The organism is Pseudomonas sp. NFPP04, assembly GCF_900113815.1.
GTDB lineage: Bacteria > Pseudomonadota > Gammaproteobacteria > Pseudomonadales > Pseudomonadaceae > Aquipseudomonas > Aquipseudomonas extremorientalis.
The window spans coordinates 181,018-197,221 of the sequence record NZ_FOQS01000003.1; the positions used below are offsets into that span (position 1 = coordinate 181,018).

9 protein-coding genes and 1 other RNA gene are annotated in these 16,204 nt (G+C 62.0%); 8 read left to right on the plus strand and 2 right to left on the minus strand.

What is annotated here, in order from left to right:
- Nucleotides 1–63: 63 nt before the first annotated feature.
- Nucleotides 64–2,463 (minus strand): xanthine dehydrogenase molybdopterin binding subunit, encoded by a 2,400-nt coding sequence (gene xdhB, locus BM017_RS08210; RefSeq protein ID WP_092242758.1) that lies wholly within the window; start codon nucleotides 2,461–2,463, stop codon nucleotides 64–66.
- Nucleotides 2,456–3,904: a xanthine dehydrogenase small subunit gene (gene xdhA, locus BM017_RS08215; RefSeq protein WP_092242763.1), complete on the minus strand. Its 1,449-nt coding sequence runs from the start codon at nucleotides 3,902–3,904 to the stop codon at nucleotides 2,456–2,458. Before xdhA ends, xdhB begins: the two co-directional genes overlap by 8 nt.
- Before the next feature lie 280 nt (nucleotides 3,905–4,184).
- Here xdhA and BM017_RS08220 point away from each other — a divergent pair, with 280 nt between their 5' ends.
- The 8 genes from BM017_RS08220 (at nucleotide 4,185) to BM017_RS08255 (ending at nucleotide 16,058) form a co-directional block, all read left to right on the plus strand.
- The gene (locus tag BM017_RS08220; RefSeq protein WP_058427357.1) at nucleotides 4,185–4,844 is read left to right on the plus strand and encodes a GntR family transcriptional regulator; all 660 of its coding nucleotides are present in this window, start codon (nucleotides 4,185–4,187) and stop codon (nucleotides 4,842–4,844) included.
- 2 nt (nucleotides 4,845–4,846) lie between these two features.
- Complete coding sequence (gene smc, locus BM017_RS08225; RefSeq protein ID WP_092242768.1) at nucleotides 4,847–8,335, plus strand: chromosome segregation protein SMC; 3,489 nt, start codon at nucleotides 4,847–4,849, stop codon at nucleotides 8,333–8,335.
- Nucleotides 8,336–8,594: 259 nt separating this feature from the next.
- Nucleotides 8,595–9,458, plus strand: coding sequence for a cell division protein ZipA (zipA, locus tag BM017_RS08230; RefSeq protein ID WP_071491386.1), 864 nt, complete (start codon nucleotides 8,595–8,597; stop codon nucleotides 9,456–9,458).
- 87 nt (nucleotides 9,459–9,545) lie between these two features.
- Nucleotides 9,546–11,903, plus strand: a complete 2,358-nt coding sequence (ligA, locus tag BM017_RS08235; RefSeq protein ID WP_092242776.1) for an NAD-dependent DNA ligase LigA — start codon at nucleotides 9,546–9,548, stop codon at nucleotides 11,901–11,903.
- 146 nt (nucleotides 11,904–12,049) lie between these two features.
- The gene (locus BM017_RS08240) at nucleotides 12,050–13,216 is read left to right on the plus strand and encodes a zinc-binding metallopeptidase family protein (protein ID WP_092242782.1); all 1,167 of its coding nucleotides are present in this window, start codon (nucleotides 12,050–12,052) and stop codon (nucleotides 13,214–13,216) included.
- A gap of 224 nt (nucleotides 13,217–13,440) precedes the next feature.
- An RNA gene (gene ffs, locus BM017_RS08245) (signal recognition particle sRNA small type) lies at nucleotides 13,441–13,537 on the plus strand.
- A 125-nt stretch (nucleotides 13,538–13,662) separates the two neighbouring features.
- Nucleotides 13,663–14,076: a hypothetical protein gene (locus tag BM017_RS08250; RefSeq protein ID WP_092242791.1), complete on the plus strand. Its 414-nt coding sequence runs from the start codon at nucleotides 13,663–13,665 to the stop codon at nucleotides 14,074–14,076.
- Nucleotides 14,077–14,096: 20 nt separating this feature from the next.
- Nucleotides 14,097–16,058, plus strand: a complete 1,962-nt coding sequence (locus BM017_RS08255) for a hypothetical protein (protein ID WP_092242794.1) — start codon at nucleotides 14,097–14,099, stop codon at nucleotides 16,056–16,058.
- Nucleotides 16,059–16,204 lie beyond the last annotated feature (146 nt).

A 16,204-nucleotide genomic window follows, 5' to 3' on the forward strand; every position in this document is an offset into this window, starting at 1 on the left:
ACATTTGAAGGTATTCACAGATCAAAGTGTGGGGGGGCTTGCCCCCGATGGCAGCGCCTCGGTCTAAAGCGAAGCCATCTCGGTATCCGCCTCAACCACCTTCGCCGCAGTCAACTGCCGCATCTGCTCACACCCCCACAACACTCGCTCTGGCGTGGCCGGTGCATCGACCCTGGGCTGATGGCGATAGTCACCCAGGCTCGCCACGGCATCCTTGATCGCACACCACGAAGCAATCCCGAGCATAAAGGGCGGTTCGCCCACGGCCTTGGAATGGAACACCGTGTCTTCGGGGTTCTTGCGGTTTTCCACCAGCTTCACCCGCAGGTCCAGCGGCATGTCGGCCACGGCCGGGATCTTGTAGCTGGCCGGGCCATTGGTCATCAGCTTGCCCTTGTCGTTCCACACCAGCTCTTCCATGGTCAGCCAGCCCATGCCCTGGATGAAGCCGCCTTCGACCTGGCCGATGTCGATGGCCGGGTTCAGCGAGGCGCCCACGTCATGGAGGATGTCGGTGCGCAGCATCTTGTATTCGCCGGTCAGGGTGTCGACGATCACTTCGCAGCACGCGGCGCCGAACGCGTAGTAGTAGAACGGCCGACCCCGTGACTGGCTGCGGTCGTAGAAGATTTTCGGGGTCTTGTAGAAGCCTGTGCTCGACAGCGACACCTGGGCGAAATACGCCTGCTGGATCAACGCCTCAAACGTCAGGATCTGCTCGCGCACGCGCACATGGCCGTTGTGGAACTCCACGTCCGCTTCGCTCACGTCGTACTTGCGTGCGGCGAATTCCACCAGGCGCTGCTTGATGGTTTCGGCGGCGTTCTGTGCGGCCTTGCCATTCAGGTCGGCACCACTGGAGGCGGCGGTCGGTGAGGTGTTGGGCACCTTGTCGGTGTTGGTGGCGGTGATCTGTACGCGGTCGACGTCCACCTGGAACACCTCGGCCACCACCTGCGCGACCTTGGTGTTCAAGCCCTGGCCCATTTCGGTGCCGCCGTGGTTCAGGTGGATGCTGCCGTCGGTGTAGATATGGATCAGCGCACCGGCCTGGTTGAGGAAACTCGCGGTAAACGAGATACCGAATTTCACCGGGGTCAGCGCCAGGCCTTTTTTCAGGATCGGGCTGTGGGCGTTGTACAGGCGAATCGCTTCGCGGCGCTCGGCGTATTGGCTGCTGGCTTCCAGTTCGGCGGTCATCTCGTCGAGCATGTTGTGCTCGACGGTCTGGTAGTAGTGGGTGACGTTGCGCTCGGTCTTGCCGTAGTAATTGGCTTTGCGCACCGTCAGCGGGTCCAGCGCCAGGTGGCGGGCGATGGCGTCCATCACTTCCTCGATGGCCACCATGCCTTGCGGGCCGCCGAAGCCGCGATACGCGGTGTTGGACGCGGTATTGGTCTTGCAGCGGTGCCCGTTGACGGTGGCGTCGCCCAGGTAATACGCGTTGTCGGCGTGGAACATGGCGCGGTCGACAATCGAGTTGGACAGGTCCGGCGAACAGCCGCAGTTGCCCGCCAGTTCCAGGTTGATCCCGTGCAGGCGACCGCTGTCGTCGAAGCCGACGTCGTATTCGATATAGAAGGGGTGGCGCTTGCCGGTCATCAGCATGTCTTCGACGCGCGGCAGGCGCATCTTGGTCGGCTGGCCGGTCAGGCGTGCGACCACCGCGCACAGGCACGCCGGGCTTGCCGCCTGGGTTTCCTTGCCGCCGAAACCACCGCCCATGCGGCGCATGTCCACCACGATCTTGTTCATCGACACGTCCAGCACTTCGGCCACCAGTTTCTGCACTTCGGTGGGGTTCTGCGTGGAGCAGTAGACGATCATGCCGCCGTCTTCGGTGGGCATCACCGAAGAGATCTGGGTTTCCAGGTAAAAGTGTTCCTGGCCGCCAATGTGCAGGGTGCCCTGGATGCGGTTTTTCGCAGTGGCCAGTGCGCCGGTCGAATCGCCGCGCTGGTGGGTGTGACTGTCGAGTACGAAATGTTTTTTACGGAACGCCTCGACCACATCCAGCACCGGTTCAAGGTCTTCGTACTCGATTACCGCCGCCATGGCGGCCTTGCGTGCGGTTTCCAGGTCACGGGCAGCAACGGCCAGCACCACTTGGCCGACGAACTGCACCGTATCAATCGCCAGCAAGGGGTCGCCGGGCATCAATGGGCCGATGTCTTTAAGGCCCGGCACGTCCTCATGGGTGATGACAATGCGCACGCCGTCAATGGCGTAGCAGGGCGCCGTGTCAATGCTGATGATGCGGGCGTGGGCGCGGTCGGACATGCGCGCATACAGGTGCAACTGGTTGGGGAATTCCAGGCGGTCATCGATGTACTGCGCTTCGCCGGATACGTGCTTGGCGGCGCTGTCATGCTTGACGCTGCGGCCGACCCCGGAAGTAAGGTCCTGGGCAAACAGTTCGGCGAGTTCGGCCTGGGTTTTAACGACGGCGTGATGGTTAGACATAAGCGGTCACCCGAGTCTCGATGTGCGGTGTTTGCAGCTCAATGAAGTACTTGCGCAACAGGTTCTGTGCGCTGAGCAGGCGGTATTCCTTGCTGGCGCGGAAGTCCGACAGCGGGGTGAAGTCCTGGGCCAGGGCGGCGCAGGCTTTCTCCACGGTGGCGCTGTTCCAGGTGGCGCCGACCAATACGGCCTCGCAGCTTTTGGCGCGCTTGGGCGTGGCGGCCATGCCGCCGAACGCCACGCGAGCCTCGCGGATCACGCCGTTGTCGAGCTTGAGGTTGAACGCGGCGCAGACGGCGGAAATATCGTCGTCCAGGCGCTTGGAGACCTTGTAGGCGCGGAACAGCGTGTGGCCCTTGGGAACGATGATCTTCTCGATGAACTCGCTGTCCTGGCGGGCAGTGACGCGGTAATCGATGAAGTAGTCTTCGAGTGCCAGGGTGCGGCGTGTGTCGCCCTTGCACAGCACAATCTGCGCGCCGAGGGCGATCAGCAGCGGCGGCGAATCACCGATCGGCGACGCATTGCCGATATTGCCGCCGAGGGTGCCCTGGTTGCGGATCTGCAGGGAGGCGAAGCGGTGCAGCAGGTCGCCGAAGTCCGGGTATTCGTGGTGCAGCGCGGTGTAGCAGTCGGAGAGGGCGGTGGCAGCGCCGATTTCCAGACGGTCGTCGAAGTCGTCGATGCGCTTCATTTCTTCAATGTTGCCGACGTAGATCATCACCGGCAAGGTGCGATGAAACTGGGTCACTTCCAGCGCCAGGTCGGTGCCACCGGCCAGCAGGCGGGCCTGCGGGTAGGCGTCGTAGAGGTCGGCCAGGTCGGCGACGGTGAGCGGCACCAGGCAGCGTTTGTCGCCGCTGTTGAGTTCACCGGTCTGGGTCGGCGCAATGGCTTTGAGGCGGGCGATGGTCTGCGCCTCACGGCTGTCGAACTGATCCTGGGGCTTGTTGCAGCAGGCCTGTTCGGCTGCGGCGAGGATCGGGCGGTAGCCGGTGCAGCGGCACAGGTTGCCGGCCAGGGCTTCATGGGCTTTCTGGCTGTCGGGGGCATCACTGTTCTTTTGCAGGGCGAACAGCGACATCACGAAACCGGGGGTGCAAAAGCCGCATTGCGAACCGTGGCACTCGACCATCGCCTGTTGCACGCTGTGCAGTTGGCCCTGGTGCTTGAGGTCTTCGACGCTGATCAGTTGCTTGCCGTGCAGCGACGAGACAAAGGTCAGGCAGGAGTTGAGGCTGCGATAACGGATCCGCTCGGCGCCTTGATCGTCGGTGTGCAACTCGCCGACCACCACCGTGCACGCGCCGCAATCGCCGCTGGCGCAGCCTTCCTTGGTACCGGATTTGCCCAAATGCTCGCGTAAATAGTTGAGCACGGTCAGGTTGGGGTCCAGGGCGTGCTCGCTACGGAGTTCCTGGTTAAGTAAAAACTGGATCACGGAAGGCCTCGCAGACTCATTATTGTTGTTAACCGCTTTGCGCCGAATCTAGTCATCTCTGACTTTTCGGTCAACGATTTTCTGACCAGAAGGTCAAGAAATTGCGATCGCAACACTTTCAATTATGGTTCAGTCTTCTGGAACCGGCGTTTTTGGGGGCTTGTGGCTATTCATCGTTGCTTATTCCGTGCCAAATTCGCCACGGTGGGCGTAGCGCCATCAGCCAGCCAATGCGCTACACTGCCGCGCTTGTACCGATAGAAGATTTTGAAGGGAAAACATGACGTTCAAGGCGCCGGACAGTCTCGCCGAGCAAATTGCTCACCACCTCGCCGAACGCATCATTCGCGGCGATCTCAAGCCTGGGGAGCGGATCCAGGAACAGAAGGTCACGCTGGCGCTCAATGTCAGCCGTGGTTCCGTGCGCGAAGCCTTGCTGATCCTCGAACGCCGCCACCTGATCGCGATCCTGCCGCGCCGTGGCGCCCATGTCACCGAGTTGACGGCGCACAAGGTGCAGAGCCTGTGCACCTTGATGGGCGAGTTGTACATCCTGCTCGGCAATGCGGTCGCCCAGGGCTGGCAGGTGCAGGCCGACATGGCGCCGTTCCTGCAGATCCAGCAGCGCCTGGTGACCAGTTACGAGCGCGAGGACATCCGCGCTTTCGTTGAAGAAAGCTTCAACGTGATGCGCGCCGCGTACCCCTTCGCCAATAACCCGTACTTGCAGGAAACCGTCGAGAACCTGCAGCCGGCGATGAATCGCGCCTATTACCTGGCCCTGGATCAGCGCAAGGCCTCCATGAGCGAATACCTGGCGTTGTTCGAGCAACTGCTCGCCGCCGTACTCGCCCGTGACTTGCCGCAGATCCGCCAAGTGCTCTCGGCCTACGGCGAGCGCAGTTGCTCGCTGGTCATTGCTGCGTTGGCGGACGCCTAAACGTGCGGCTCAAGTGCATCAAACTGGCGGGGTTCAAATCCTTCGTCGACCCGACCACGGTGAACTTCCCCAGTAACATGGCGGCGGTGGTCGGGCCCAATGGTTGCGGCAAGTCGAACATTATCGACGCCGTCCGCTGGGTGATGGGCGAGAGCTCGGCCAAGAACCTGCGCGGCGAGTCGATGACCGACGTCATCTTCAACGGCTCCACCAGCCGCAAGCCGGTGAGCCAGGCCAGCATCGAACTGGTGTTCGACAACTCCGACGGCACCCTGATCGGCGAGTACGCAGCCTACGCGGAGATCTCCATTCGCCGCAAAGTGACCCGCGACAGCCAGAACAGCTACTTCCTCAACGGTACCAAGTGTCGCCGTCGCGACATCACCGATATTTTCCTCGGCACCGGCCTGGGCCCACGCAGCTACTCGATCATCGAGCAGGGCATGATCTCCAAGCTGATCGAAGCCAAGCCCGAAGACCTGCGTAACTTCATCGAAGAAGCGGCTGGCATCTCCAAGTACAAGGAGCGCCGCCGCGAGACCGAAAACCGTATCCGCCGCACCCACGAGAACCTCGCCCGCCTGACCGACCTGCGCGAAGAGCTGGAGCGCCAGTTGGAGCGCCTGCACCGCCAGGCCCAGGCCGCCGAGAAGTATCAGGAATACAAGGGCGAGGAGCGCCAGCTCAAGGCACAACTGTCGGCCCTGCGCTGGCAGGCGCTGAACGACCAGGTGGGCCAGCGCGAAGCGATCATCGGCACCCAGGAAATCAGCTTTGAAGCCCTGGTGGCCGAGCAGCGCAATGCCGACGCCAGTATCGAACGCCTGCGTGACGGTCACCATGACCTGTCCGAGCGCTTCAATCTGGTGCAGGGCCGCTTCTATTCGGTGGGTGGCGATATCGCCCGCGTCGAGCAGAGCATCCAGCACGGCCAGCAGCGCCTGCGCCAGTTGCAGGATGACCTCAAGGAAGCCGAGCGCGCGCGCCTGGAGACCGAATCCCACCTGGGCCACGACCGCACCTTGCTGCTGACCCTGGGCGAAGAGCTGGACATGCTCACCCCCGAGCAGGAAGTCACCAGCGCCGCCGCCGAAGAAGCCGCCGCCGCCCTGGAAGAAGCCGAAGCCACCATGCACGGCTGGCAGGAGCAGTGGGACACCTTCAACCTGAAGTCTGCCGAACCCCGGCGTCAGGCCGAAGTGCAGCAGTCACGCATCCAGCAACTGGAAACCAGCATGGAGCGCCTGGCCGAGCGCCAACGCCGCATGCAGGAAGAGCGCGCGTTGCTGTCCGCCGACCCGGAAGACGCGGCGATCATGGAACTGAGCGAGCAACTGGCCGAAAGCGAAATGACGCTGGAAGAGCTGGAAGCCAGCGAAGAACAACAAGTGGAGCGCCTGGAGCAATTGCGTCAGCAGTTGCAGCAGGCGACCCAGGCACAGCAACAGGCCCAGGGTGATTTGCAGCGACTCAATGGCCGGCTCGCCTCCCTTGAAGCGTTGCAGCAGGCTGCATTGGACCCGGGCACCGGCACCGCCGAGTGGCTGCGTGATCAACATCTGGCCGAACGCCCGCGCTTGGCCGAAGGTTTGAAGGTAGAAGCCGGTTGGGAACTGGCGGTGGAAACCGTCCTGGGTGCCGACCTGCAAGCGGTGTTGGTGGATGACTTTGGCGACTTCGACCTGGCCGGTTTTGCCCAGGGCGACCTGCGTTTGCTCAGCCCTGCCGCCGATGGCACGCGGGTGCCGGGCAGTTTGCTGGATAAAGTTGAAGCGGCGATTGATCTGTCGCCGTGGCTGGGCCAGGTCAAGCCGGTGGATTCCCTGGAGCAGGCCCTGGCCCAGCGCGGTCAGTTGGGCGCCGGCGAAAGCCTGATCAGCCGTGACGGCTATTGGGTCGGCCGCCACTTCCTGCGCGTGCGCCGCGCCAGTGAAGCGGAAAGCGGCGTGTTGGCCCGTGGCCAGGAAATCGTCAACCTGATCGCCGAGCGCGAAGAGCGCGAAGCCACCCTGGAAAGCCTGGAAACCGAACTGCAAACCCTGCGTGCCACCCAGCGCCAGCAGGAGACCGGCCGCGAGCACCTGCGCCGCCTGTTGCAGGACGAAGCGCGCCAGCAAGGCGAACTCAAGGCCCAGCTCTCCGCGAGCAAAGCCAAGGTCGAGCAACTGACCCTGCGCCGCACCCGTCTCGACGAAGAAGTCGCGGAAATGGGCGAGCAGCGCGCCCTGGAACACGAACAGATCGGCGAAGCGCGCCTGCAGTTGCAGGAAGCCCTCGACAGCATGGCCCTCGACACCGAGCAGCGCGAACTGTTGCTGGCCCAGCGCGACAGCCTGCGCGAACGCCTCGACCGTGTGCGCCAGGAGGCGCGCCAGCACAAGGACCACGCCCACCAGTTGGCCGTGCGCCTGGGGTCGCTCAAGGCCCAGCACGCGTCCACCGCCCAGGCCCTTGAGCGCCTGGAGATGCAGTCCGAACGCCTGACGGAAAAGCGCGAGCAACTGAGCCTTAACCTGGAGGAGGGCGAAGCCCCACTGGAAGAGCTGCGCCTGAAGCTCGAAGAGTTGCTTGACAAGCGCATGACCGTCGACGAAGAGCTCAAGACCGCGCAGATCGCCCTCGAAGACGCCGACCGCGAACTGCGCGACGCCGAAAAACGCCGGACCCAGGCCGAGCAGCAATCCCAACTGATCCGTGGCCAGCTCGAACAGCAGCGCATGGAGTGGCAAGCCCTGACCGTGCGCCGCAAGACCCTGCAAGACCAATTGCTGGAGGACGGCTACGACCTGCACGGCGTACTCAACACCCTGACCGCCCAGGCCAACGAGAAAGAAGCCGAAGAAGAGCTGGAGCGCATTGCCGCACGTATCCAGCGCCTGGGCGCGATCAACCTGGCGGCCATCGACGAGTACCAGCAGCAATCCGAACGTAAACGTTATCTGGATGCCCAGGACGCCGATCTGGTGGAAGCCCTGGACACCCTGGAAAACGTGATTCGCAAGATCGACAAGGAAACCCGTAACCGTTTCAAGGATACCTTTGATCAGATTAATGGCGGTTTACAGGCGTTATTCCCAAAAGTTTTCGGCGGTGGCAGCGCTTACTTGGAACTGACGGGCGAAGATCTACTCGATACTGGGGTGACGATCATGGCGCGGCCTCCGGGCAAGAAGAACAGCACCATCCATTTGTTGTCCGGCGGCGAGAAAGCCCTGACCGCATTGGCCCTGGTATTTGCCATCTTCAAGTTGAACCCGGCGCCGTTCTGCATGCTCGACGAAGTTGACGCGCCGCTCGATGACGCTAACGTTGGACGCTACGCGCGGTTGGTGAAAGAGATGTCCCAGACCGTGCAGTTCATCTATATCACCCACAACAAGATCGCCATGGAAATGGCGGATCAGTTGATGGGGGTCACGATGCACGAACCGGGCTGTTCGCGTTTGGTGGCGGTGGATGTCGAAGAAGCGATGGCAATGGTGGAGTCTTGACCCATGCCGGCAAAGAATTTTTGTAGCGTGCGGTAAGAGGCTTTACCGGCCTGGCGAAAGTGGCAAATGGACATATTTGTTCAAGGCATTTTGACAGACGGTGTAAAGTTATCTTTGGTCGTGCTAGTTTAATGTCAAATTTTCGTATGCGTGGGCAAAACGTCAGTCAGAACATAGAGTTGGCGCCACGTTTTAAAGCGGTTTGCACGTTGCTAAACCCCTTATTTTTCAGCATTTTTTATTAGAGGCACGGGATTACATGGAAATCGGTCTGCGCGAGTGGCTGATCGTCATCGGCATTATTGTCATTGCCGGTATTCTTTTTGATGGCTGGCGCCGGATGCGCGGTGGCAAGGGCAAGCTCAAATTCCGTCTGGACCGCAACCTGTCCAACTTGCCTGACGACGACGGCAGCGCCGAGCTGCTGGGGCCGCCACGTGTGCTGGACACCCATAAAGAACCGCAATTGGACGAGCACGACTTGCCGTCGATGAGCGCGCCGGTGCGTGAAGCCCGCGAGCCGTCGCCCAAGCGTGGCAAGCGCACCGCCCCGGTGGTCGCGGAACCGCGCCAGGCCGACCTGGACCTGGACGTCAATGACGGCCCGAGCTTCAGCAGCCGCGATGATGATTTCCCGGACGAGAACGCCGGCAAGAACGCTCCGCGCCAATCCGTGAACGACCAGCCGGCCGCCGAAGAAGTGCTGGTGATCAGCGTGATCTGCCGCGACGCTGCTGGCTTCAAAGGCCCGGCCCTGTTGCAGAACATCCTCGAAAGCGGCCTGCGGTTTGGCGAGATGGATATCTTCCACCGTCACGAAAGCATGGCCGGCAACGGCGAAGTGCTGTTCTCCATGGCCAATGCGGTCAAGCCGGGCACCTTCGACCTGGACGATATCGACCTGTTCAGCACCCCGGCCGTGAGCTTCTTCCTCGGCCTGCCAGGCCCGCGTCACCCGAAACAGGCGTTCGACGTGATGGTGGCCGCGGCCCGCAAGCTGTCCCAGGAACTCAATGGCGAACTCAAGGACGACCAGCGCAGCGTGCTGACCGCCCAGACCATCGAGCACTACCGTCAGCGCATCGTCGAGTTCGAGCGTCGCGCCCTGACACAGAAGCGCTGAGGTCCGATCTTAAGCGTTGCCTGTAGAATCCGTGCACTAACATATTGAGCAGCTTCGGCTGCTCTTTTGCTTTATGAGAGAACACCCATGACCGCCGCCCACACCCGCATCCTCGAACTGCGCGCTGAACTGGATCAGCACAACTACCGCTACCATGTCCTCGACGAGCCGAGCATTCCGGACGCCGAGTACGACCGCTTGTTCCACGAGCTCAAGGCCCTGGAGGCCGAGCACCCGGAACTGGTCACGCGGGATTCACCGACGCAGCGAGTCGGCAGTGCGGCGCTGTCGGCGTTCACCCAGGTCAAGCATGAGATCCCGATGCTCAGCCTGGGCAACGCGTTCGATGAAACCACCATGCTCGAGTTTGATCGCCGGGTCACCGAAGGCCTCGACCTGCCGGTGGGCGACCTGTTCGGCGGTGGCGCAGCGGTGGAATACAGCTGCGAACCGAAGCTGGACGGCCTGGCGGTCAGCCTGCTGTACCAGGATGGCGAGCTGGTTCGCGGCGCCACCCGGGGCGACGGCACCACCGGCGAGGACATCAGCGTCAACGTGCGCACCGTGCGCAATATCCCGCTGAAACTGCACGGCAGCGGCTGGCCGGCAACCCTGGAAGTGCGCGGCGAAGTGTTCATGTCCAAGGCCGGTTTCGAGCGACTCAACGCCGCGCAACTGGAAGTCGGCGGCAAGACCTTCGCCAACCCGCGCAACGCCGCCGCCGGCAGCCTGCGTCAGTTGGACTCGAAGATCACCGCCAGCCGCCCGCTGGAGTTCTGCTGCTACGGCGTGACCACCGACATCAGTGATACCCACATCGGCAACCTGCAACAGTTGAAGAAGTGGGGCATGCCCATCAGTCATGAGCTGAAGCTGGCCAAAGGCATTCAGGATTGCCTGGAGTACTACCGCGACATCGGTGAGCGGCGTAACAGCCTGCCCTATGAAATCGACGGCGTGGTGTTCAAGGTCAATAGCATCGCCTCCCAGCGTGAACTGGGCTTCCGCGCCCGCGAACCGCGCTGGGCCATCGCGCATAAATTCCCGGCCATGGAAGAGTTGACCGAACTGCTCGACGTGGAATTCCAGGTTGGCCGCACCGGCGCCGTGACGCCTGTGGCGCGCTTGAAGCCGGTCAAGGTTGCGGGCGTGACCGTGTCCAACGCCACCCTGCACAACATGGATGAAGTCGCGCGCCTGGGCCTGATGATCGGCGATACCGTGATCATTCGCCGCGCCGGGGATGTGATCCCGCAAGTGGTTTCGGTGGTCACCGAGCGTCGCCCGGAAAATGCCCGCGCCGTGCAGATTCCCGAAAGCTGCCCGGTGTGCGGCTCCCATGTGGAGCGCACGCAACTGGTCAAGCGCAGCAAGGGCAAGGAAACCGTCAGCGAAGGCGCGGTGTACCGCTGCGTCGGGCGCCTGGCCTGTGGCGCGCAGCTCAAGCAGGCGATCATTCATTTCGTCTCGCGCCGCGCCATGGACATCGATGGCCTGGGTGACAAGACCATCGAGCAACTGGTGGATGAAAAACTGATTGGCTCACCGGCCGACCTCTACAAGCTCAAGTACGAGCAGATCATCGACCTGGAAGGCTTTGCCGATATTTCCAGCAAGAAGCTGATCACTGCTATCGAAAACAGCAAGACCCCGACCCTGGCGCGGTTTATCTATGCCCTGGGCATTCCCGACGTGGGCGAGGAGACCGCCAAGGTGTTGGCGCGTTCGCTGGCATCCCTGGAGCGCGTACAGAAGGCCTTGCCGGCAGTGCTGACGTACCTGCCGGACGTGGGCCTGGAAGTGGCGCACGAGATCCACAGCTTCTTTGAAGACAGCCATAACCAGGACGTGATCGGTGCGCTGCTGTCGCCAGACGAATGCGGCCTGCAATTGCAGGACCAGGGCGACCTGAGTGCCGAATTCGCCGCCAGTACCACGCTGGGCGGCTTGCTCGACAAGTTGCATGTGCCAAGCGTCGGCCCCGGCGCCGCGCAGAAACTTGCGGACAAATTCGGCACCTTGGAAGGCGTGATCAAGGCCGACTGGCTGGATATGCGCCAGGCGCTGCCCGAAAAGCAGGCCAAGGCTGTGCGTGAGTTCTTCGATAACGCGGACAACGCCAACCATGCCCTGGCCATCGAGCAGCAGCTCAAGGACTTCGGCATGCACTGGCTGAGCGAGAAGAAGGTCGTCGAAGGCTTGCCCGAAGCGGGGCACACCTGGGTGCTCACCGGTTCCCTGGAGCTGATGAGCCGCGACGTGGCCAAGGAAAAACTCGAAAGCCTCGGCGCCAAGGTAGCGGGTTCCGTCTCGGCGAAAACCCACTGCGTGGTGGCGGGGCCGGGCGCCGGCTCCAAGCTGGCGAAGGCGAGCGAGTTGGGCCTGAAGGTACTGGATGAAGAAGCCTTCGTCGCCTTCCTGGCCAAGCACAACATCACGGTCTGATCCGGGCTTTGTGGCGAGCGGGTTCGCTGTGGCGAGCGGGCTTGCCCCGCGTCGGGCTGCGCAGCAGCCCCCTCCCAACCATCACCAAAGTGGAACGATCCTGAACAGAAAGTGATCTAGTCTCGGTCACCCAGGGAGAGATCGCCATGTTCCGCTACTTCGAGCAACTCAGTTCTCGCATCGCTGCCCCCTTCGTAGCCGGCACATCCCGCGACAGCAAGGTGTGGCAGTGCCGCTGCGGCCAATCTCTGTTCTTTCGCAACAGCCAGTGCCTGGCCTGCCAGGCGCTGCTGGGCTACCAACCCCAGCAAGCCCGGCTGGACTCCCTGCAGCCCGGCCCGGTCGAAGGCACCTGGCTGCAGGACGGCAACCTCGACGCCGGCGCCTTCCGTCGCTGCGCCAACCTCGACACCCCGGCCGCCTGCAACTGGCTGATCCCGGCCCACAGCACCGCGCCGCTGTGTGTGGCCTGTAGCCTGAACCGCACCATTCCTGACCTGTCGATCCCGGAAAACCATGAACGCTGGCGAAAAGTCGAAACCGCCAAGCGCCGGTTGGTCGCGCAATTGATCAGCCTGGGGTTGCAAGTGGTGCCCAAAAGCGTCGACGAAGACACCGGCCTGGCCTTCGATTTTGTCGGTATCGACCTGGAAGGCAACGCGCCCATGACCGGCCACGCGAACGGCCTGATCACCCTCGACATCAAGGAGGCCGACGACGCCCACCGTGAAAAGGTCCGCGTCCAGATGCGCGAACCCTACCGCACGCTGCTCGGTCACTTTCGCCATGAGGTCGGCCATTACTACTGGGATCGCCTGATCGCCAATACCCACTGGCTAGAACCGTTTCGCAACCTGTTCGGCGACGAACGTGCCAGTTATGCCGAAGCCCTCGACCAGCACTACCAGCACGGCCCACGTGCCGACTGGCAGCAAACCTGCGTCAGCGCCTACGCCACCATGCACCCCTGGGAAGACTGGGCAGAAACCTGGGCGCACTACCTGCATATGATGGACGCCGTCGACACCGCCCTCGGCTTTGGCATGAGCGCCCGCGAGATGGACCTGGACTACCAGCCATTTCCCCTCAGCACGCTCTATGATCCCGAACACCCTGGCGGCGCGGCATTCCTGTCATTCGTCAACGCCTGGATCGAACTGGCCGGCATGCTCAACGAACTGTCGCGCAGCATGGGCCAGCCGGATTTCTACCCCTTCGTGCTGCCACCGGCGGTGATCGCCAAGCTGCATTTCATTCACCTGGTGATCCAGGAAGAGGGCGGCCGAGCGGATGAGGTGGTACTGGCACAATGATGAGCACTGTGGGAGGGGACTTGCCCCCGATGGCGCTGGGTCAGTCACCTGTTTATTGGCTGATGTACCGTCATCGGGGGCAAGCCCCCTCCCACAGATGCTGTTGGCGGTGACAAGTACTTGAACCCCTTCATATTTTTAATCCGTCCCCAACGGTTGTAACTTCCGATGAGATCGGTACAATGGCCCCGCTTGCCGAGAGGCAGGCGTCGTTATGGTGACCCCATCGGTCCCCCCGCAACGATTACCCGTGAACCTGGTCAGAGCCGGAAGGCAGCAGCCACAGCGGGAACATTGTGTGCCGGGGTGTGGCTGGTGGGGTTGCCTCCATAACGCTCCTCCTTGCAGTACCTGTTCAAATTCAAATCAAAAATGCTTTCACGCCATCTGCCATCGGGCAGTCCATGGCGGCATACTCCAGTGCCTGGCATCCGGAGACAGCACACGTGGAAAAAGTCGACGACCTCACTCGCGAAAAACTGCGGGAATGGCAGATGCGCCGCCTGGAGATCAAGGACCGCATTCAATCCCACCCTGAGCAGACCCTGGAATTGTCGAGGGTGCTGGACCTCATGGACGACGAACATGCGGAAATTCTCAGCCAGGCGGAAATGATCCGCTCTGCGCAAGTGGCTGATGAGCCCGCGCAGCCACCGCTGGCGGGCGCTTGCACGCTGCAATTGAACGTGGCCGCGCAGAGTGCCGAAGACTTGCGTCGCTTGCTCGATATGGCTGTGTTCGAACTCCAGCAACAGATCAATGCGATGGCGGCTGTGGCTGACGCAGGCCCTCATTGCGGCGGTATGTCGGGCTCGCTGGGCGAGTATCGGTTTGAACTGGGCGGTCAGGGCAATGCCTGACTCCCTGGCGGCGAGGCACTATGCAACCTGAACACTTCGATTTATCCAGCCCGGTCTTCCTGCCTGTCACGGAGCAAACCTGCACGACCCTGCTCGGCTCGGACGGCGCCCAGGCCCTGGTCGGCCTGACGAATCCGGAGCTGGCCGCCGTACTGGTCATCCAGAACCTGGCCCAGGCCGCGGAAAAAGACCTGACCTGCGCAGGCGCCGAGCGCATTCTGACCAAGTTGCTCGACTGGTCGGTGGACACGCAGGCAGGGGGCGCCGCGACGCTGCTGTCCGAAGCCCAGCGACTGTTCGACCCGCGCAAGCTCTACTTCGGTTTCAACGCGCTGAAAAGTGTCAACCTGCGCCTGTTGTCGGCTGAAGAGGTCGCCGCGCGGGATTACCTGCTGCCTACGGGAAAATGGGATATCGGCTACAAGGTCCGCCACCTGCGCAGCAATGACCCCTTCAGCCAGCAGATGATCACACCCCGCCAGCGTGAGCGCTGGCTCAGCCCGGCCCAAGACAAACTGGTGCGTACCTTCCGCGCCAACCTCAACGAAGACCTGCACGTCCAAGGCTACGCCGGCATCGGCAAGAGCCACCTGCTCGGCGCCTTGATGGAGTGCCTGCGCCCCGCTCAGACCCTGGTGCTGGCCCGCACGGGGGCAAAACTGGCGACCCTGCGTGAGCGCATGGGGCTGGGGAAGGACAGCAAGGCGGGTTCGACCTTCGCTGCGTTCGCCAAGGCGCTGCTGCAGGGGCCACGCCCTACCGTGCAGGGCACGCCGGCCAGGTTGCCCGGCAAACATGAAGTGTCTGAGGCCCTGAATATCCACGGCTGGCGAGGGCACGAGGGCGTGGCGACGCTGGATATCTGTCTGAAGGTGCTCGAAAGCTATTGCCACTCCAGCCATCACAGCCTGTCGGCCAGGCACCTGCCGCATTTCAAGCACCCGTTGTCCAGCGTGGATACCCAGGCGTTGCTGGAGTATTCCATCCGGTTGTGGACGTACCTGGAGGCCAACCCACAGTGGGCCGGCCAGACTGCTTTCGCGGCGCTATGGCTGATCAAGCGTGCGAGTCTCGAAGGCTGTGTGGTGCCGCCTCGCTATACCCATGTGTTGATCGATGAAAGCCAGGACATCCCGCCTTCGTTGCTGCAGATCATCGAGCGTGGCCGCCAAGTCTTGATCACCCTCGGCGATGAATACCAATTGGCCAGCGGTGTGATGGTGCGAAGAAAGCGCGAAGTCCGACACACCGACATCAATTATTCGGTGCGCTCGGGTCGCAACGTCGAGCGCCTGGTCAACCCGTTGATCAGTGTGCACTCACAAAAGTGCAAGACCCCCTTCGAAGGCGCACGGGACGCGGACGTCGGCATCGAACATTACCCCCAGGGCTTCGTACCGCCGGAAGGCTGCGTGGTGTTGACCGCCTCCCATTGGGACACCATGAAATGGGCCATCCAGTTGCAGCAGGCCAACTGCCCGTTCGGGTTCTTCGACACTGCGGCGCAGCAGGATCTGCAGCGTTTCATGATCAGCGTCATTGCCTTGTTCAAGCCGGAGTTCTACAGCAACGAGCACAACGACAACGGCCCTCACGCCTATTTCAGTGACATGCATGACTGGCAGCAGGTGCGCGACGCCAGCCAGTTCGACGAGGCGTTTCTGTGGGTCGAGAGCGAGCTGGAAAAAGGCTTCAATGTCGCCGACATCACGCGCTTGAACCGGCTGGGCGGCGTGCCCGGCAAACGTTGCCTGCTGATGCTGGCGGCAGAGGCGGGCGGCATGGAGTTTGACCGGGTGCTGCTGACGCCCGAGTTGCTGACCAACGTGAAGTTCAAGGACGCCTACGCGTTCGACCAACGGCTGTGCGAGGTGTATATCGCCATTTCCCGCGCGCGGATGCAGCTTTACCTGCCTTACGACGTGGTCGAGTGGATTGATTTCCACACGTATCAGAAAACCCGGGAGTTCCACGGTTACTGATTGATTTAATTCGGCTGTTTCACAACTTTTGCAGGTCGCTCTGGACAACCCAAAACCACCTTGCTAGTTTCCGCCAGCTACTTGTTTCAGAGTGTGACAAGTACGCGAGGTTGATATTGAAGTGCCATCACTTCTTTAACTAACAA